Source organism: Kitasatospora sp. NPDC059571 (genome assembly GCF_042735675.1).
GTDB lineage: Bacteria > Actinomycetota > Actinomycetes > Streptomycetales > Streptomycetaceae > Kitasatospora.
Window position 1 is genome coordinate 1 of record NZ_JBHWBW010000142.1, and the last position, 16,864, is coordinate 16,864.

At 73.9% G+C, this 16,864-nt stretch carries 15 protein-coding genes; 4 read left to right on the plus strand and 11 right to left on the minus strand.

Annotated features, from left to right (window positions below; translation table 11 throughout):
* Positions 1-52 precede the first annotated feature (52 nt).
* The 7 genes from ACFV0G_RS17970 to ACFV0G_RS18000 form a co-directional block, all read right to left on the minus strand.
* On the minus strand, positions 53-1,870 hold the full coding sequence (locus tag ACFV0G_RS17970; RefSeq protein ID WP_380548062.1) for a phosphatidylglycerol lysyltransferase domain-containing protein: 1,818 nt from the start codon (positions 1,868-1,870) through the stop codon (positions 53-55).
* 63 nt (positions 1,871-1,933) lie between these two features.
* Positions 1,934-3,367 carry a phytoene desaturase family protein gene (locus ACFV0G_RS17975; RefSeq protein WP_380548065.1) on the minus strand — a complete coding sequence of 478 codons (1,434 nt, stop codon included), beginning with the start codon at positions 3,365-3,367 and terminating at the stop codon, positions 1,934-1,936.
* Positions 3,360-5,333, minus strand: a complete 1,974-nt coding sequence (locus ACFV0G_RS17980; RefSeq protein ID WP_380548068.1) for a protease pro-enzyme activation domain-containing protein — start codon at positions 5,331-5,333, stop codon at positions 3,360-3,362. Before ACFV0G_RS17980 ends, ACFV0G_RS17975 begins: the two co-directional genes overlap by 8 nt.
* A gap of 62 nt (positions 5,334-5,395) precedes the next feature.
* On the minus strand, positions 5,396-6,568 hold the full coding sequence (locus tag ACFV0G_RS17985; protein ID WP_380548071.1) for a M23 family metallopeptidase: 1,173 nt from the start codon (positions 6,566-6,568) through the stop codon (positions 5,396-5,398).
* Entirely contained in the window at positions 6,555-7,595 is a 1,041-nt protein-coding gene (locus ACFV0G_RS17990) for a hypothetical protein (RefSeq protein WP_380548074.1), read from the minus strand. Before ACFV0G_RS17990 ends, ACFV0G_RS17985 begins: the two co-directional genes overlap by 14 nt.
* Positions 7,592-8,215 (minus strand): DUF5819 family protein, encoded by a 624-nt coding sequence (locus ACFV0G_RS17995; protein ID WP_380548077.1) that lies wholly within the window; start codon positions 8,213-8,215, stop codon positions 7,592-7,594. The genes ACFV0G_RS17990 and ACFV0G_RS17995 overlap by 4 nt, the downstream gene beginning before the upstream one ends.
* Before the next feature lie 173 nt (positions 8,216-8,388).
* The gene (locus ACFV0G_RS18000; RefSeq protein WP_380548080.1) at positions 8,389-8,769 is read right to left on the minus strand and encodes a hypothetical protein; all 381 of its coding nucleotides are present in this window, start codon (positions 8,767-8,769) and stop codon (positions 8,389-8,391) included.
* Positions 8,770-9,304: 535 nt separating this feature from the next.
* Between ACFV0G_RS18000 and nth the strand changes: the two genes are divergently transcribed.
* The 4 genes from nth (at position 9,305) to ACFV0G_RS18020 (ending at position 12,946) form a co-directional block, all read left to right on the plus strand.
* Positions 9,305-10,141: an endonuclease III gene (gene nth / locus ACFV0G_RS18005; RefSeq protein WP_380548083.1), complete on the plus strand. Its 837-nt coding sequence runs from the start codon at positions 9,305-9,307 to the stop codon at positions 10,139-10,141.
* Positions 10,138-10,887 (plus strand): NUDIX hydrolase, encoded by a 750-nt coding sequence (locus ACFV0G_RS18010; protein WP_380548086.1) that lies wholly within the window; start codon positions 10,138-10,140, stop codon positions 10,885-10,887. Before nth ends, ACFV0G_RS18010 begins: the two co-directional genes overlap by 4 nt.
* Positions 10,888-10,974: 87 nt before the next feature.
* A complete protein-coding gene (locus ACFV0G_RS18015; protein WP_380548090.1) occupies positions 10,975-12,159 on the plus strand; it encodes a MarP family serine protease in 1,185 nt (394 codons plus the stop codon).
* An 85-nt stretch (positions 12,160-12,244) separates the two neighbouring features.
* Positions 12,245-12,946: a metal-dependent hydrolase gene (locus tag ACFV0G_RS18020; protein WP_380548093.1), complete on the plus strand. Its 702-nt coding sequence runs from the start codon at positions 12,245-12,247 to the stop codon at positions 12,944-12,946.
* Positions 12,947-13,036: 90 nt separating this feature from the next.
* On the opposite strand, the gene ACFV0G_RS18025 is transcribed toward ACFV0G_RS18020, so the two are convergent.
* From ACFV0G_RS18025 to nhaA, 4 genes are all read right to left on the minus strand, one after another.
* Positions 13,037-13,237, minus strand: coding sequence for a hypothetical protein (locus ACFV0G_RS18025; protein WP_380548096.1), 201 nt, complete (start codon positions 13,235-13,237; stop codon positions 13,037-13,039).
* 184 nt (positions 13,238-13,421) lie between these two features.
* A complete protein-coding gene (locus ACFV0G_RS18030; RefSeq protein WP_380548099.1) occupies positions 13,422-14,465 on the minus strand; it encodes an alpha/beta fold hydrolase in 1,044 nt (347 codons plus the stop codon).
* A 142-nt stretch (positions 14,466-14,607) separates the two neighbouring features.
* Complete coding sequence (locus ACFV0G_RS18035; protein WP_380548102.1) at positions 14,608-15,084, minus strand: phage holin family protein; 477 nt, start codon at positions 15,082-15,084, stop codon at positions 14,608-14,610.
* Between the two features lie 101 nt (positions 15,085-15,185).
* Positions 15,186-16,532, minus strand: a complete 1,347-nt coding sequence (gene nhaA / locus ACFV0G_RS18040; RefSeq protein ID WP_380548105.1) for a Na+/H+ antiporter NhaA — start codon at positions 16,530-16,532, stop codon at positions 15,186-15,188.
* Positions 16,533-16,864: the final 332 nt, after the last annotated feature.

The following is a 16,864-nucleotide window of genomic DNA, read 5'->3' on the forward strand; positions in this document are numbered from 1 at the left end:
GGCCACCGCATTCCTTCCGGGGTGCGGCGGCCCGGCCCGCCCGGCCCGCCGGTCACCCGGAGGGTTGATTCTCCGCGCGGCCCGGCGAAGGCACCGCCGGGGTGCGCCGCCGGGCCCGGCCGACCGTCGGGAGTTCCAGGGTGATGAAGGCCTCCGCCCGCATGACGGCCAGGCCGATCCGAGGCAGGTCGCGGGTCTGCGGAAAGAGCAGGAAGCGCGGTTCCCAGACGGGCTGGAATTTTGCGTTGAAGCGGTACAGCGATTCGATCTGGAACCACCGCGAGGCGAAGACCAGCAGTCCGCGCCACACTCGCAGGACCGGCCCGGCCCCGAGTCGCTCGCCCCGGGCCAGCGCCGAGCGGAACACCGCGAAGTTCAGCGACACCCGGCGCACCCCCAGGCCGGCGGCGGCCTCCAGCGAGGCCACGATCAGCAGCTCGTTGAGTCCGGGGTCGGCCGACCGGTCGCGCCGCATCAGGTCCAGCGAGATGCCCTCCGGCCCCCACGGCACGAAGTGCAGCACCGCCTTCAGGTCGTCGCCGGCCGGGTCCTCGCCGGCCGCGGGGTCGGGCGCCCGGTGGGCGGTCACCACGATGCACCCGTCGTCCGCCGGATCCCCGAAGCGGCCCAGGGCGGTGGAGAATCCGCGCTCCACGGCCGTCCCCCGCCAGCGCGCGGCCGCGTCGCCGATCCGCTGCCGTTCCGCGTCGTCCAGCTCGGCGACCCGGCGGACCCGGCAGGTGTAGCCGTTGCGACCGATCCGCTTCACCATCTGCCGGACGTTGCGCATCGCCCGGCCCGACAGCGAGAAGCCGGGCACGTCCACGACCGCCTCGTCGCCGAGCTCCAGGGCGTCCAGGCCGGTCTCCCTGGCCCAGACCTCGCCGCCGGTCTCGCTGCAGCCCACCACGGCAGGAACCCAGGCGTGCGCCCGCGCGGCGGCCATGAAGACCTTGATCGCGCCCGGCCACGCCTCGACGTCGCCGATCGGGTCGCCGGAGGCCAGCATCACCCCCGACACCACGCGGTAGGCGATCGCGGCCTTGCCGGAGGGGGAGAACACCATGCTCTTGTCCCGCCGCAGCGCGAAGTAGCCCAGCGAGTCGCGGGCGCCGCAGCGGTCCAGCAGCGCCCGGGCCCGCGCCTCGTCCTCCGCGCCGAGCACCGGGTCGGGCGTCTCCGGGCGCAGTGCCAGGTACGCGGTGGTGAGGGCGGTCAGCAGGCCGAGCGTGCCGAGCGACCAGCCGACCAGGTCGGCGGCCCGCTCGGAGGTGTAGCGGATCGGCCCCTCGGCCCCGAACAGGCCGTACACCACCTGCTCCAGGCGTTCCGCCATGGCCGGCCCGCGGTCCCCGCTCGCGGGGTGGACGCTCACGATGACCAGGCCCAGCAGCACGCTCAGCGTGCCCAGGCCGAGCAGGCCGGCCAGTGCCCGCAGGCGGGTCCGCGGGTCGGCGGCCGCGTAGAACTCCCGGCGGTGGACCAGGATCACCAGCAGCAGGACCAGCGGGACGGCCGCGGCTGCCGGTTCGTGCCGGTGCAGCAGGTGCAGGGCGGCGCTCACGGGGAGCAGCGCGACCACCGCCCGCCAGGCCCGGCGCTTGCGGCGCCGCAGCGCGTGGCCCAGCAGGAGCAGCAGCAGCCCGCTGGTGAGCGAGCCGACCGCGGCCAGGGTGGTGACGCCGCCGGGCAGGTCGCCGAGCAAGCCGTGCATCCGGGAGCGCCGGAAGCCCGGGAATACGGCGTTCAGCAGGTCCAGGAGGCCGATCACCTGGCAGGCGAGGCCGGACGCGGCCGGCACCCATGACCGGGGGACGGCCGCGCCATGGGCGCGGATCGCCCGGAGCCCGCTCGGATTGTGCTGGTTCATGATCCGACCTTAGAGGCTGAATATGCCCAATTCCCGTACTGTTAGGCATAGTTGAGGGATCGGTTAGCGGCGCTTTAGGGCATTGCGGGTCGGTCGCCGCAGGGCCGACCGCGCCGCGCCGACCCCGCACATGCCGTGCACGCCGGCGCCCGGGGGCGTCGCTGCGGAGCACAGGTACACCCCGGGGATCCCGGTGCTGTACGGATCGAGTGCGAGCCGGGGCCGCGCGACCAGCTGCCGGGGGGTGTTGGCGCCGGTGAGGATGTCGCCCGCCACGTAGTTCGGGTTGTGGCGGGCCATGGCGCGGGTGTCGGTGGCCGCACGGCCCACGACCCGGTCCCGCGTCCCCGGTGCGAAGCGCTCGATCTGGTCCAGCACCGCCTCGGTGGCGTCCCCCTGCCAGCCCCTGGGCACATGGGCGTACGCCCAGACCGGGTGCGTCGTCCCCGCCGAGCGGCCGGGGTCCGCGAGGTACTGCTGGCCGATCAGGACGAACGGCCGCTCCGGCAGCCGGCCGGCCGCGATCATGCGCTCGGTCCGGGCGATCTCCTCGATCGTCCCGCCCAGGTGGACGGTGCCGGCCCGGCGGCACACCTCGTCGCGCCACGGGATCCCGCCCTCGACCGCGAGGTCGACCTTGAACGCGCCGGGCCCGTACCGCCACCGCGCATACGCCCGGGCGACCCGGGCCGGAAGCCGGTCGCCGCAGATGGCCAGCGCGTCCTGCGGTGCGACGTCGAGCATCACCAGCGCGTCGGGCGGCAGCTGGGCCAGCGAGGTGACCCGCACCCCCGTCTCGACGGTGCCGCCGAGTTCGGCGAGCCGGGCGGCCAGCGCGGCCGTGATGCTGCGCGAGCCGCCGCGGGCGACCGGCCAGCCCCGGCGGTGACCGGCCGCGACGAGCATCAGCCCGATCGCCGAACTGCCCGGGCTGCCCAGTGGCCGCAGGGCGTGGGCGGCGACGCCGGCGAACAGGGCCCGGGCCTGCGGCGTGCGCCAGCGCCGGGCGACGGCGGCGGCCGGCAGGGCCGCCCGCGCCGCGAACCCGGCCAGCGCCGCCGGGTGGGCGGGCAGGCGCAGCGGCGGGCCGAGCAGGTCCTCCGCGAGCGCGTCGAACCGCTCGGCCAGCGGCTCGAAGAGGCGCCGCCAGGCCGGACCGTCCGCGCCGAGCCCGGCAGCGGTGAGCTCCGCCGACCGGTGCATGGCGACCGCCCGCCCGCCGTCCAGGGGATGGGCGAGGTCGACCTCCGGCAGACGCCACTCCAGGCCGTGGCGCTCCAGGCCGAGGCCGCGCATTCCGGGGGAGCCCACCGCCATCGGGTGGACGGCCGAGCAGTGGTCGTGCAGCAGCCCGGGCAGGGTGAGCTCGCTGCTGCGGGTGCCCCCGCCGATGGTGTCGGCGGCCTCCAGGACGGTGACCGCCAGGCCGGCCTCGGCGAGCACCACGGCCGCCGTGAGGCCGTTGGGGCCGCTGCCCACGACGACGGCGTCAGCCATGGCTGCGGAACCAGCGCAGGTAGGCGGCGTTCGGCGAGCCGAGCCCGGTGGCCTCGTCGTACCCGGGAGCGGCGTGCAGCCCGTAGTCCTGGCCGACGGTGTAGAGCAGGTAGCGCAGGTCTCCGGCGGCGGCCCCCAGGTCCTGGACGACCGCGGTGGGCCCGCCGGCCGGCCGGTCGGTGACGTCGTGGAAGACGCCGGCGCGGCCGAGCGCGTACAGCAGCGGGTTGGCGAAGCCGATCGGGCGGCCGGTCTCCTCTTCCGCGTCGGCCTGGATCGCGGCGAAGCCGGGGCTCGCCGCCGAGGTGCCGCCGAAGCCCATCAGCTGGAAGGTGCCGTCCACGGTGTAGCCGATGAGGACCGGCACGGCACCGTCGCCCTCCAGGGAGACGTCGGGGGTGTCCCGCCGGGCCGTGGTGCCGGACCTGCCGGCCGGGACGCGGCCCCGCTGGTACCAGGGCTGCGGGAAGTCGCTCGGCCCGCCGCCGCCGCCGAAGGTGAACACCCCGGGGAGCGGCGCCCAGGGGGAGGTGCCCTCCGGGCGGATCGACACGGCGTCGCCCATGCTGGTCTCCCAGGCGTAGTCGCCGTTGCGGTCGGTGGCCAGCGTGGTCGCGCCGACCGAGGTGACCCAGGGGTCGCCGCTGGGGAAGTCGGCCTGGGCGGCGGTGGTCTTGGCGTCGCAGTTCAGCCCGCTCTCGGCCGCCTGCGGCGAGGAGTCCCCGCAGTCGCCGGCGGCGAAGTACACGCCGATCCCCTCGGCCGCGGCCTGCTGGAAGAGCATGTCCCATGCGGCGACCAGGCCGGGCGTGAGGTGGCCGGGCTGCGAATGGATGATCTCCGCCCAGGAGTTGGTGATGATGTCGGCGGACCTGTGGTCGATCACGGAGGCCTCGGCCGCCATCAGGTCGGCGTCCAGGCAGGAGTTCGCGCCGACGTAGCGGATCGCCGCGTCGGGGGCGTACCCGTGCACCGTTTCGACGTCCAGCGCCTGCTCGCCCGCCCAGGCGGACGGCGGAGCGCAGGACGAGCCGACCTGCCAGTGGGCGGGGTCCACCTGCTCCTGGTACTGGCCGGGGCGCAGCGGCCGGTCACCGGTGGCCCGGGCGAACCGGTCGGCGTCGGCCGCCATCACCGGCGACCCGTACGCGCCGACGATCGCGACGGTGCGGCCCTTGCCGGTGGCGCCGGGCGTGGCGGCCCCGTAGGCGCGGCGCAGCTGGGCCGGGGTGTAGGGGCAGGTGGTGAACGGCACGGTGCCGCCGTAGGCCGGGGGGAGCCCGGTGGCCGGCTTCTCGCCGAAGTACGCGGAGCAGGTGGTGCCGGTGTCCGCCCGCGGTGCGGCGGCCCGGGCGGCGGCGGCCCTGGCCGCCGCCTGCGGGCCCGTGGCCGGTGCGGATGCCGGGTGGGCGGCGGCCGGGGCGGACAGCCCGTCCAGCGCCACCACGGATCCGGCCACCGCGGCCGGCACGCTGGCGCTCTGCGCCGGGGCCTGCAACGGTCCCCAGGCGGTGCGGTAGCGGTGGATCGCGGTGCCGAGCGCCTTGTCCATCGCGGCCTCCGGGCCGGACACCTCGACGTAGTGGTCGGTGTCGGCCGTGACGGTGAGCCCGGTGGAGGTGAGCCACCGGGTCACCGTGCGGCGCTGGGCCGGGGTGAGGGCGAACCGCTGCCGGTACTGCTCCGGGCTGAGGAAGCGCCCGTGGTCGTGGCCCGCCGGGTCGGTGACGGACCGCAGGAAGGCGGACAGGCCGGCCGGGTCGCGGGAGCCGAGGTAGAGCCGGGCGGTGAGGACCTGGCTCGGCGGTACCGCCCCGAGGTCCTGCCCGGGGACGGCGTAGGCGGGCCGGGAGCCCTCCAGCACCGCCCGGGACCCGCCGGAGGAGGCGTGCGCCGAGCCGGTTCCCGCGGTGGTGGCGAGCAGGGTGGCGGCCACGACCGCCAGGGCCGTGCGGTGGATTCTCACGAAGGGTGGCTTTCTGCGTGGTCGGGAGGCCCGGGCCTGCACGGGCCCGGGGCTCGGGGTGATCAGGCGCGGACGGTCCGGCCGCGGTACAGCCGGCCGCCGACGTCCGCGAACACCAGGTCCAGGCCCTGGCCCCCGCGTTCGGCGTGGAGGTGGAGGTGCGGCTCGCTGCTGTTGCCGGAGTTGCCGACCTGCCCGAGGAGGCGGCCCGCCCGGACCTGCTCGCCGGCCGTCACCGCGACGGTGCCGGGCCGCAGGTGGGCGAGGACGATGCGCTCCGAGCCGGTGTCGATGACGACGTGGTTGCCGTAGAGCGGGCCGTACCGCAGGACGCCCGGCTCTTGGTCCGGGAGCCCGTCGACCGCGGCGGCCACGGTGCCGTCGCACGGCGCGTGGACCTCGGCACCGTAGGCCGGGTAGCAGTCCAGCCGGCGGCCCGAGCCCCGGTGGGTGCCGTTGCGGCCGACCCGGGTGAGGTCGACGGCGCCGCGCTGCTCCGGTGCGTCGATGTGGTGGTTCAGGCCGCGGCCGCCGCCCTGGCCGACGTACCAGGAACCGCGCAGCGGGAATCGGGCGAGCGGCGCCGCCGTGGTGACGCCCCAGCGGTGCCGACGGGACCGGATCAGCACGGCCGTGGCCGCCGTCGCCAGCAGCCCGCCGGCCGCGAGCCGGACCAGGTCGTCGCCGGCCGGCAGCCCGGGGAGCCGCCAGGCCGAGGCGAGCGCGGCCGGCGCACCCGCCTCCACCGCGCGGCGGAGCCACCAAGGGTCCGCCGCAGCCGTCCAGTAGCCCTCGTAAAGGACGTAACCGGCGGCGACGAGGAGCAGTGAGCCGGCCCATCCGGTGACGTTCGGCGCGGACCAGCAGGCGGCGACCCGCAGCCAGATCAGCACCAGGAGGACGGCCCTGACGGTCCAGCGGGTCACTGCGGGCGGCAGCCCGCGGCGGCCCCGCACCGACGGCGCGACCATCAGGCCGGCGAGCCGCCCGCGGTCGTCCAGCTCGGCCCAGGCGAGCACGGTGCCGGCCGGGCCGGTGACGGCCAGCCCGTCGCGGGTGTCCGCCACCTCGCGGATCCCGCCCACCCGGCCCCGCGTGGCGTCGATGATCCGGGCGAGCCGCTCGGCCCCCGCCCGCTCCACGACCCGCGGAGCGAGCCGGGGCCAGTCGGCCGGGTCGGCCTGCAGGAATGCCCGGAGTGCGGCGGCCTCGGCGCGGTGGTCAGGACTCGGCATGCGGCGTCCCGGTGTCGGTGCGGGGCGTGCGCGCCACGGTGAGCCCGGACGGCAGTGCCAGGGCGGGCCGCAGCCGTACGGTGATCCGCTCCCGGAGGTCCTGGAACTTCCGGTACATGGCCCGGTAGTCCTCGTCCCGCAGGCAGGTGCAGTCGGCGCCGATCATCAGCATGCCGAAGCAGACCAGGCCCATGCAGGCCATGATCCCGAGGTGCATGGCCTCGATCGCCAGCGTGTTGGCCTTGCGGATCCAGGCCCGGGAGGACAGCACCGCGAACGGGAAGGCCAGTTCGGTGAAGATGGTGAAGTAGCAGATGGCCGTGCCGAGGAAGGCGCTGCTCATCACCTGGGCGTAGGTGGGGAACATCTGGAACGCGGTGAGCCGGCTGATGTAGTACATCGCGGCGCCGTCCTGCCACAGCTTGCCGGTGATCTTCCAGTAGCCGGCGGCGAGGTACAGCACCGAGGTCTGGAAGACGATCAGGTAGGCCGCAAGGTTGTGCACCGCGGTGCCGACCGTGGGCCGGGTGTCCGCCCGCAGCCGTGCCCGGCGCTGCTTCGCCCCCGGCGCGAAGTACGCGTCGGAGACCGCGAACACCAGGAAGATGACCAGGATCTGGGCGAGGTTGTCGCCGCCCTCGAGGACGTCCTGGTTGCGGAAGTGCAGCGACCACATCAGGACGGCCTGGGCGGCCGTCAGCAGCCGCCCGCCGAAGACGGTGAAGGCGACGGAGACCAGGATCACCAGGTGGAAGAGGATCTCGAACCACACCGGGGAGTCGCTCACCAGGAACAGCGAGAAGCCCCAGTGCGGTAGTTCGTTGCTCGCCACCGTCGGCGAGTAGAAGGAGTCCGGCCCCCAGAGGAACCGCCGCCGGTCGTAGTCCGCCAGGCAGTACAGCACCGTGGCGGAGCCGATGACGATGCGCAGCAGCGCGAGGCCGATCAGCCTGCGCTCGGCCCGGGCGAGCCAGAGCACCAGGGCGTCCAGACGGGCGGTCAGCCGGCGTACGGGCGATCCGGTCATCGGGCCACCCCCGGGACGTAGTCCAGCCAGGAGGTCTCCAGCATCGGATTGACCGGCTGCTGGGGTTGCGGGCTCTGGTACCGCTGGGAGAACGGGACGATCGGCCGGTGCTTGAACGAGGCCTTCACCGCGACGACGTCCTGCTCCGGGTAGAGCGTGGCCGCCTGGGCGGAGAGGAACCGCTGCAGCTGGAGGAAGTCGGTCCGGTAGGTCTCGTCGATCTCCTTCTGGGCCCGGGTGCGCTCGGCCTCCGGGAGCTTCTTGATGTTCCCGGCCGCCTGGGTGTAGCGCTGGGCGAACTCGTTGAAGGCGAGGGGGACTCCGGGCAGCTTCGTCGGGTTGATGCGGAACTGCTGCGGGGCGCGGTCGATCGCCTCCTCGATCTCCACCGGGGACGTCTGGACGACCTTGCCCGAGGCGTCCCGGACCTCGGCCTGCAGGTAGATGAGGGTGTTGCTGTCCCCGGGCGTGGGGCCGAACAGCTGCCAGTCCTGCCAGAAGTACGGCTCCATGAAGGAGGTCGCCTCGGCGGCCACCCGGTTGCGCGCCGGGGAGGCCGGGGCGTTGTAGACCAGGCAGGCGAAGCTGAAGAGGACGGCCGGGACCAGTGCGAGAAGCACCGCGGCGCGGACCTTCGGGGGGACGGTGACCTCCGTCGGTACGATGGCCCCGCCACGTGGTCGATCGAGGATTTCGCTCATGATCGGGCGGACTCGCTCCTGTGACTCGTGACCGCGCCCGGCGGCATGCGAGGCCGCGGGGCGCGGATGACGGTGCTGTGTCGGACTGGGTGTCAGTTCGCGGAGTCGAACTGGACGTCGCCCGGGATGACCCCGTGCAGACCCGCGGTGGCCGTGACCGGGCCGCCGCTGGAGGAGGACGAGGACTCCGAGGACGAGGACGACTCGGACGAGGACTTGACCACCTTGCTGGTCAGCTTGACGGTGGCCTCGCCGGCCTTGACCACGGTGGCCGCGGCCACGCTCTGCGCGATGGCGTGCCAGAACTGCGGCTGGGCGCCGTCCCCGACCACGGTGGCGGTCGCGAGCGACTGGTTCGCGGCGGCCTTCTGCTGCGGCAGCGCCGCGGCGGAGGCCGACGTCCCCATCGTGCCGATGAGCATGGCCGCGGTGATGCCGGAAACGACGGTGCCGGCCACCAGCTTCTTCTTCATAAAATTCCCCTAAACCGTTGACATTGCGTGAACGGCAGGCCTGCAGGAAATCCCCCGACAAGAGTTCCACCCCCGTCCGGCAGTCCTGCGGCTGCCGCACTGAATATGAACATACAAGACCGCCGGGGGGCGACTCATAAAGAAAAGGCAAAGAGTGGCCGCGCCGGCGGGCGGTGCGTGACGGATCGCGGTCGAATGTTCTCTGACCAGCCAGGAAGCTGCCTCGATCGGCTACGCAGCGTCAGATCTGTGAAGCAGGTCACGCCATTTGGTTGCGCAGGCGGGTTTGGCCCGCGGAATCCGCTCCCCCGTCGGCGAGGACAGTGCGGATACCTCAGAGAAAGCTCAAATTCATAATTTCTCCTGAAGCCCGGGTTGCATGCCGCCGGAAAGGGACGTCCGCATTCCGTTTCCCGGCCGGAAATAGCGGCCGCGACGGCCGTCCCCGGCCGCCGCCCGCCGATCGGTCGGGACCGCGCGTACCGGAACCCGAACGGGACCACCCGAGGAGATCGGTTCGGCGTAGCCTTCGTGCATGGCAGAGAGCAAGGTGCAGAAGCCGAAGGCGGCCGCGAAACCGAGGAAGCCGGAGACCCGCCTCGGGATGGTGCGGCGGGCGCGGAGGATCAACCGCGCGCTGGCGGAGCTGTACCCCTACGCGCACCCGGAACTCGACTTCGACGACCCGTTCCAACTGCTGGTGGCCACCGTGCTGTCGGCCCAGACGACCGACCTGCGGGTGAACCAGACCACCCCGGCGCTGTTCGCCAAGTACCCGACGCCCGAGGACATGGCGGCGGCCGTCCCGGAGGAGCTGGAGGAGCTGATCCGCCCCACCGGGTTCTTCCGGAACAAGGCGAAGTCGCTGCTCGGCCTGTCCGCGGCACTGCGGGACGACTTCGGCGGCGAGGTGCCCGGACGGCTGGCCGACCTGGTCACCCTCCCCGGCGTGGGCCGCAAGACGGCCAACGTCGTCCTCGGCAACGCCTTCGGCGTGCCCGGCATCACCGTGGACACCCACTTCGGCCGGCTCGCCCGCCGCTTCGGCTGGACCGACGAGCAGGACCCGGAGAAGGTCGAGGCCGCGGTCGCCGCGATCTTCCCCAAGTCCGAGTGGACGATGCTCTCCCACCGCGTCGTCTTCCACGGCCGCCGCGTCTGCCACTCCCAGAAGCCGGCCTGCGGCGCCTGCCCGATCGCCCCGCTCTGCCCCTCCTACGGCGAGGGCGAGACGGACCCGGAGAAGGCCGCGAAGCTGCTCAAGTACGAACTCGGCGGCCAGCCCGGCCAGCGGCTGCGCCCGCCCGCCGACTACCCGGGGCAGCCCGCCGCCTCGGCACCGACGGCCGCGGTCGCCGGAGGTGCCGCGTGACGGACCGGATCGAGCGCGACGGCCTGCCCTCCTGGCTGCTGCCGGTGCGCACCGCCGCCGAGACTGTGCGGCCGGAGCAGCTCAGCCGCTTCCTGCCGCCGCCGTCCGGCGGCCGCCCGTCCGCCGTGCTGATGCTCTTCGGCGACGGACCGGCCGGCCCCGACCTGCTGCTGATCGAGCGGGCCCGGTCGCTGCGCTCGCACGCCGGCCAGCCCTCCTTCCCCGGCGGCGCCCTCGACCCGGAGGACGGCGATCCGGCCGGCCCCGGACCGGTCGCGGCCGCCCTGCGCGAGGCCCGGGAGGAGACCGGGCTCGACCCCGACGGCGTCCAGGTCTTCGCCACGCTGCCCGCGCTGTACATCCCGGTGAGCGGCTTCGTGGTGACCCCGGTGCTCGGCTGGTGGCGCCGCGAGACCCCGGTCGCCCCGGTCGACCCGGCCGAGACCGGCGCGGTCTTCAGGGTGCCGATCGCCGACCTCGCCGACCCCGCGAACCGCGCCCGGCTGCGCCACCCCTCCGGGTTCCTCGGCCCCGCGTTCGCGGTCGCCGGGCGGCTGGTGTGGGGGTTCACGGCCGGTGTGATCGACCGTGTTCTGCACCACAGCGGACTGGAGGTCCCCTGGGACACCGAGCGGACGGTCGCGCTCTCCGACGAGGCCCTCGACCTGTCCTACCGGGACCGCGACCGGCCCCGCGAGGCGGATCCCGGGCAGTCCTCCGGCCGGAGCCCGCAGGCCGCGGGCTGACCCGGCCCCCGCTCCCGGCAGCACCCGGCCGATCCTCCGGCACCCCGTCCGTCCCGCCTCCGGGCCCGTCCATGGGAGGGTATCTGGGTGAATGTCCTGGATCTGCTGCTGATCGCCGCCGCGGTGGGCTTCGCCGTGTCGGGGTACCGGCAGGGCTTTGTGGTCGGCATCCTCTCCGTGCTCGGCTTCCTCGGCGGCGGCCTGATCGCGGTGCAGCTGCTGCCCTTCCTGCTCCACCACCTCGGACCGGGCACCACCGCCTCCGTGGTGGCGGTCGTGGTGGTGATCGTGTGCGCCGCGATCGGCCAGGCGGTCACCACCCACTTCGGCTGGAAGCTCCGCGGCCGGATCGGCCGCGGCCGGGTCAAGACCCTGGACGCGGTCGGCGGCTCGGTGGTCAACGTGATCTCGATGCTGCTGGTCGCCTGGCTGATCGGGTCGGCCCTCGCCGGGACCTCGCTGCCCACCGTCTCCAAGCAGGTCCGGACGTCCACGGTGCTCTCCACCGTCCAGGACGCGCTGCCCTCCGACGCCCCGAACTGGTTCTCCGACTTCAGCCGGGAACTCGCCCGCAACGGCTTCCCCCAGGTCTTCAACCCCTTCGAGCACGAGCCGATCACCGAGGTCGACCCGCCGGACCCGGCACTCGCCGGCAGCCCCGCCGTGCTGCGCGCCCGGCAGAGCCTGGTCAAGGTGGTTGGCACCGCCGCCTCCTGCGGCAAGACGCTGGAGGGCAGCGGCTTCGTCTTCGCCCCGCACCGGGTGATGACCAACGCCCACGTGGTGGGCGGCGTCGACGAGCCGACCGTGCAGATCGGCGGTACCGGCCGCCTGTACGACGCCACCGTGGTCCGCTACGACTGGCAGCGCGACATCGCGGTGCTGGACGTCCCGAAGCTCAACGCGCCGGCCCTGACCTTCGCCGGTGACGCGCACACCAACGACAGCGCGATCGTGGCCGGCTTCCCCGAGAACGGCTCGTTCAACGTGCAGCCCGCCCGCATCCGCGGCCGGATACAGGCGAACGGCCCGGACATCTACCACCGCGGCCAGGTCGTCCGCGACGTCTACTCCGTCCGCTCGCTGGTCCGCCAGGGCAACAGCGGCGGGCCGCTGCTCACCCCCGCCGGCGAGGTCTACGGCGTGGTCTTCGCCAAGTCGCTGGACAGCTCGGACACCGGCTACGTGCTGACCGCGGCCGAGGTGCGTGACGACGCCTCCCAGGGGGCATCCGCCACTGCGCGGGTGGACACCGAAGGCTGCGCGCTCTGAACCGTGGCCTCCCGGCCGGTCCCCGGGCGCGGCACGGACTGATAGCGTCTGCGGCGCCCGCCGGATGGGGAGGTCAGGCAAGACGATGATGGGTCACTCGCACGCCGTGAGCGGCGCGATGCTGTACGCGGCCTCGGCGCCGTTCCTGCCACCGCTGCTGCTCGGGGTCCACCTGGCCCCGGCCGACATCCTCATGGGCACGGTGCTCTGCGCAGGTGCCGCGCTGCTGCCGGACCTGGACCACCACGACGGGACGATCGCGCACTTCCTCGGACCGGTGTCCAAGCTGCTCTGCCGGCTGGTCGCCTGGATCTCCGGCGGCCACCGGCACGCGACGCACTCGCTGCTGTTCGTGGCGCTGACGGGCCTCGGCAGCTGGGCGGGGATCAGCTACCTCGGGCGCAACTTCACGCTCGGCCTGACCTTCGTCCTGCTGGCCCTGGCGATCCGGGCACTGCGGATCCACCCGCCGGGCGACGGGCCGACCGCCTGGCTGACGATCGTCGGCATGGCGGCGCTGGGCACGGCCGGCCTGAACCGCTGGCTGCCGAGCGCCCCCGGCTGGCTCCCGTACGCGGTTGCCCTGGGCGCGCTGGCGCACCTGCTGGGCGACTGCCTCACCAAGCAGGGCGCACCGCTGCTCTGGCCGCACCGCGAGCGGTACGAGATCGTGCTGATCAAGCGCAGCGGCAACGGGGTGGAGACCAAGTTCCTCGTGCCGGTGATGACGGTGGCGACGTTCGCGCTGCTCTGGTTCACCGCACTGGCGCCGACGGTCTCGTCGTGACCGTGCGGGGCTGACGTCCGCCTCTCGTGACCGCCCGTCCCGTCCTCCCGATCCGATCGGGCCCCGGGGCGGGCGGCGGTGCCCGGGAGGTCAGCCCTCGCGGCGCAGCCGGGCGCCGACCCAGCGGGCGCGGCGGCCGATGATGCGCGGGATCCCCAAGCGGTGCGCTCCCGCGGACTCCGGCCGTCCCCGGCCGTCCCCGTAGGGCCACTCGGGCTGGTGGTGCTGGTCCTGCGAGGCGCTGTTTCCGCGGCGGCGTCGGCGCGGGGTGGCGGCATCGCGATCGGGCATCCAGGTCATACCGGATGGATGCCCGTGGGCCGACAGGAGTAACCGCTTCCGGACTGCCCATCCGGCCTATGCGATTGTCATATGAACTTCCGTCAGCTCGCTGACCGGGTCCGCTTCCGCATCCTCACCGGGTCCCCCTCGACTCCTTCACAGGGCCGCCGCACACCCCGCCCGGCAGTCGCGCTCAGTCGCCGTGCTGCCGGATCCAGGAGACCAGTTCCTCGGTGAACTCGTCCGGCGTCTCCTCGTGCGGGAAGTGCCCCACATCGGGGAGCAGCCGCCAGCGGTACGGCGCCTCGACGTACTCGCCCGCGCCGAGCGCGGTGTGCGCCAGCAGCACCGGGTCGGCCGCGCCCTGCACGTGCAGCGTCGGCGCCGTGATCGGCTTCTTCATCCGGCGTGCGAACTGGATGCCGTCCGGCCGCGCCAGCGACCGCAGCAGCCACCGGTACGGCTCGATCGAGCAGTGGGCGGTCGACGGGATCTGGATGGCCTGCCGGTACGCGGAGATCGCCTCCGAGCTCAGCCGGTGCGGGCCCGTCCAGGAGTTCAGGTAGTCGCCCACCAGCGCGCCGTTGTCGGCCACCAGCCGGCGCTCGGGGATCCACGGCCGCTGGAAGCCCACGACGTGCTCCAGCGCGGCGATCTGGCGCCGGTCGGTGAGCAGCGCGCGGCGCAGGTGCCGCGGGTGCGCCGCGGAGACCACCGTCAGGCTGCGGATGACCGAGGGGCGCATCACGGCGGCCACCCAGGCCAGCGAGCCGCCCGCGGCGTGCCCGACCAGGTGGGCGCGGCGCTCGCCGAGCGAGCGGATCACGCCGGTGATGTCCAGTGCGAGGTTGCCGGGGTCGTAGCCGCGCGGGGTGCGGTCGCTGCCGCCGACGCCGCGCAGGTCCAGCGCGACGGCCCGGTAACCGGCCTCGGCGAGCGCGGTCAGCTGGTGCCGCCAGGCCCACCAGTACTCGGGCCAGCCGTGGACCATCAGCACCAGCGGGCCCTCGCCCGCCTCGGCGATGTGGAACCGGGCGCCGTTGGCGGCCAGGTCGCGATGGGTCCAGGGCCCGGGGGAGCGGACGCTCCAGGCGACGCCGAGCGGCGCGGGGTCGACCGCCCGACCGGCCGCGCGGACACGGGGGGCGGACCCGGACGCAGCGGGCCGTGCGGCACCCGTCCGGGGCTCGGCAGGCTCGGCGGGCTCGGCGGGTACGGGCTTGTGGTCCAGCGGCATACCGAGAGCCTGTCATACCCGTGCTACGAATCCGTCTCCGGCACTCGCGTCGTCGCGAACGATTGGGCCACGGAACGGCCTGCGGGCGGCCGTCCGGAGGCCGCTGCCGCCCCGGGCGTCCGGGACCCCGCCGCGGGGCGGGTCAGGAGATCCGGCCGAGCGCGCGGTCGATCTCCTCCTTGGTCGCCGGCCGCGGACGCGCGTTCTTGAGCACGTCGGCGGTCGCCTGCGCCCCCTCGATGGTGCGCTTCGGCTTCTCGATCTTCTTGAAGGAGCGCATCGCCAGCAGGCCCAGGAGCGCCGCCAGCACCAGGTAGGCGCCGCCCACGATCAGGAACGACCAGCCGAGGGTCAGCCCGAGTGCCTGCAGGCCGTAGGCCGCGGCGAAGCTCAGCATGGGGATCGAGGCGAGCGCCACCACGCCGGCCACGCTGACCGACACCCCGCCGGTGACCCCGCGCTTCACGTCCGCCCGGATCTCCGCCTTGGCGAGCGCGATCTCGTCGTGGACGAGCGCGGAGAGGTCCTGGGTGGCCGCGGCGAACAGCTGACCGACGGAACGCTCGCCCTCGTACGGGGCCCGGCCGGTGCTGGACGGGTCTGCGGCTCCTGCGGGCATCAGCGGTTCTCCTTCGCGCGGCTTGCGATCCTTCGACAGCTCAGCATCATGCCCCTACCGGCTGGTCGGACACCACTCCGGGGCGTTCCTTCGGCGGCGTGTCAGCCGGACGGTGCGTCAGTGCGCCGCTGGTACACGTCGGGGATCCCGTCGTTGTCGGAGTCCAGGTTCTCCTCCTCGTACAGGGCGCGGTAGTGCCGGTTGCGCAGCTTGAGCAGCACCGTGGCGATCGCCGCGCACACCACCGAACCGACCAGGACGGCCGCCTTGGCCTGCCGCTGCAGCGCCGGGTCGGACGGGAACGCCAGCTCGCTGATCAGCAGCGAGACCGTGAAGCCGATGCCGGCCAGGGTGGCGACGGCGAACACGTCCCGCCAGGTCAGCTGCGGGTTGAGCTCGGCCCGGGTGAACCGTGCGGCGAGCCAGGTGCCGCCGAAGACCCCGACCGACTTGCCGAGCAGCAGGCCGAGCATGGCGCCGAGCGGAACGGCGTGGGTGAACACGTCGCTCAGCGACTTGCCGGACAGGCTCACCCCCGCCGCGAAGAGCGCGAAGAGCGGCACGGCGAACCCGGCCGAGACCGGGCGGACCAGGTGCTCGATGTGCTCACCGGGGGAATGCTCCTCGCCCGGCTCGGTGTGGCAGCGCAGCATCAGGCCCATCGCCACGCCGGCCACCGTGGCGTGCACCCCGCTCTCGTGCATCAGCGCCCAGATCGCGAACGCCAGCGGCAGGTACAGGTACCAGCCGTGCACCCGCAGGCGGTTGAGGAACCAGAACAGCACCAGCCCGCCGAGCGCCGCCAGCAGCGCCCAGTAGGTGATGGCGGTGGTGTAGAAGATCGCGATGATCAGGATCGCGATCAGGTCGTCCACCACCGCGAGCGTCAGCAGGAAGGCCCGCAGCGCGGAGGGCAGGTGACTGCCCACCACGGCCAGCACGCCGAGCGCGAAGGCGATGTCCGTGGCGGTCGGGATCGCCCAGCCGTCCAGCTCCCCGTGGGCCACCGAGTTGACGACGGTATAGACGATCGCGGGCAGTGCCACGCCGGAGACCGCCGCGACCACCGGGAGCGCCGCCGCGCTCGGCTTGCGCAGGTCGCCCGCGACGAACTCGCGCTTGAGCTCGATCCCGGCGACGAAGAAGAAGATGGTCAGCAGGCCGTCGGTTGCCCATGCCTCCAGTGACAGGTCCAGGTGCAGCGGCTCGGACGGCCCGACGGTGTAGGCGCTGACGGTCTCGTAGGAGTGCGGCCAGACGTTGGCCCAGACGAGGGCGACCACCGCGGCGAGCAGCAGCAGGATTCCGCCGACCGTCTCGGTGCGCAGTGCGTCCAGGATGACGCGGCGCTCCGGGAGTGACAGCAGGCCGAGGAACGTCCGGCGCTCGTCCGGGTCGGACGGCGGCACCGGGGCGGGCTGCGGCGGTACGGGCGGCGGCGTGGCCACGACGGAGGACCTCCTGGGGCAGTACGGCTGCGGACTCCGGCCGCCCCGTCGTGCGGAGAGACCGGTGGTGCGGTGCCGACCAGACTTCCCGGCGCGCCTCAGTGATCGTTCGTTTGTGCGAACAGTCTACGGGTGCCGACCGGTCCGCCGGTCCTGGGCCGATCCTCCGACAGCCCGCGGGCGGCCGGACGCAGGCGCGCGGGAGACCGGCGCCGGGAGCCGCCGGGAGACGGGGGCGGCGGCGTCGGGAGGAGGGGGCGCTGGCGTCGCGTGCGCGCCGAGCCGGGCAGGGCGGGGTGGATGGGGCGGGGCGGACGGGGCAGGGGCGGGGA

Excerpts from the sequence above, each read along its gene's own strand:
- ACFV0G_RS17990 (WP_380548074.1), bottom strand. The coding sequence starts at position 7,595 with ATGACCGGATCGCCCGTACGCCGGCTGACCGCCCGTCTGGACGCCCTG.
- ACFV0G_RS17970 (WP_380548062.1), bottom strand. The coding sequence starts at position 1,870 with ATGAACCAGCACAATCCGAGCGGGCTCCGGGCGATCCGCGCCCATGGC.
- ACFV0G_RS18035 (WP_380548102.1), bottom strand. The coding sequence starts at position 15,084 with ATGCCCGCAGGAGCCGCAGACCCGTCCAGCACCGGCCGGGCCCCGTAC.
- ACFV0G_RS18000 (WP_380548080.1), bottom strand. The coding sequence starts at position 8,769 with ATGAAGAAGAAGCTGGTGGCCGGCACCGTCGTTTCCGGCATCACCGCG.
- ACFV0G_RS18025 (WP_380548096.1), bottom strand. The coding sequence starts at position 13,237 with ATGCCCGATCGCGATGCCGCCACCCCGCGCCGACGCCGCCGCGGAAAC.
- ACFV0G_RS17985 (WP_380548071.1), bottom strand. The coding sequence starts at position 6,568 with ATGCCGAGTCCTGACCACCGCGCCGAGGCCGCCGCACTCCGGGCATTC.
- ACFV0G_RS17975 (WP_380548065.1), bottom strand. The coding sequence starts at position 3,367 with ATGGCTGACGCCGTCGTCGTGGGCAGCGGCCCCAACGGCCTCACGGCG.
- nth (WP_380548083.1), top strand. The coding sequence starts at position 9,305 with ATGGCAGAGAGCAAGGTGCAGAAGCCGAAGGCGGCCGCGAAACCGAGG.
- ACFV0G_RS18020 (WP_380548093.1), top strand. The coding sequence starts at position 12,245 with ATGATGGGTCACTCGCACGCCGTGAGCGGCGCGATGCTGTACGCGGCC.
- ACFV0G_RS18030 (WP_380548099.1), bottom strand. The coding sequence starts at position 14,465 with ATGCCGCTGGACCACAAGCCCGTACCCGCCGAGCCCGCCGAGCCTGCC.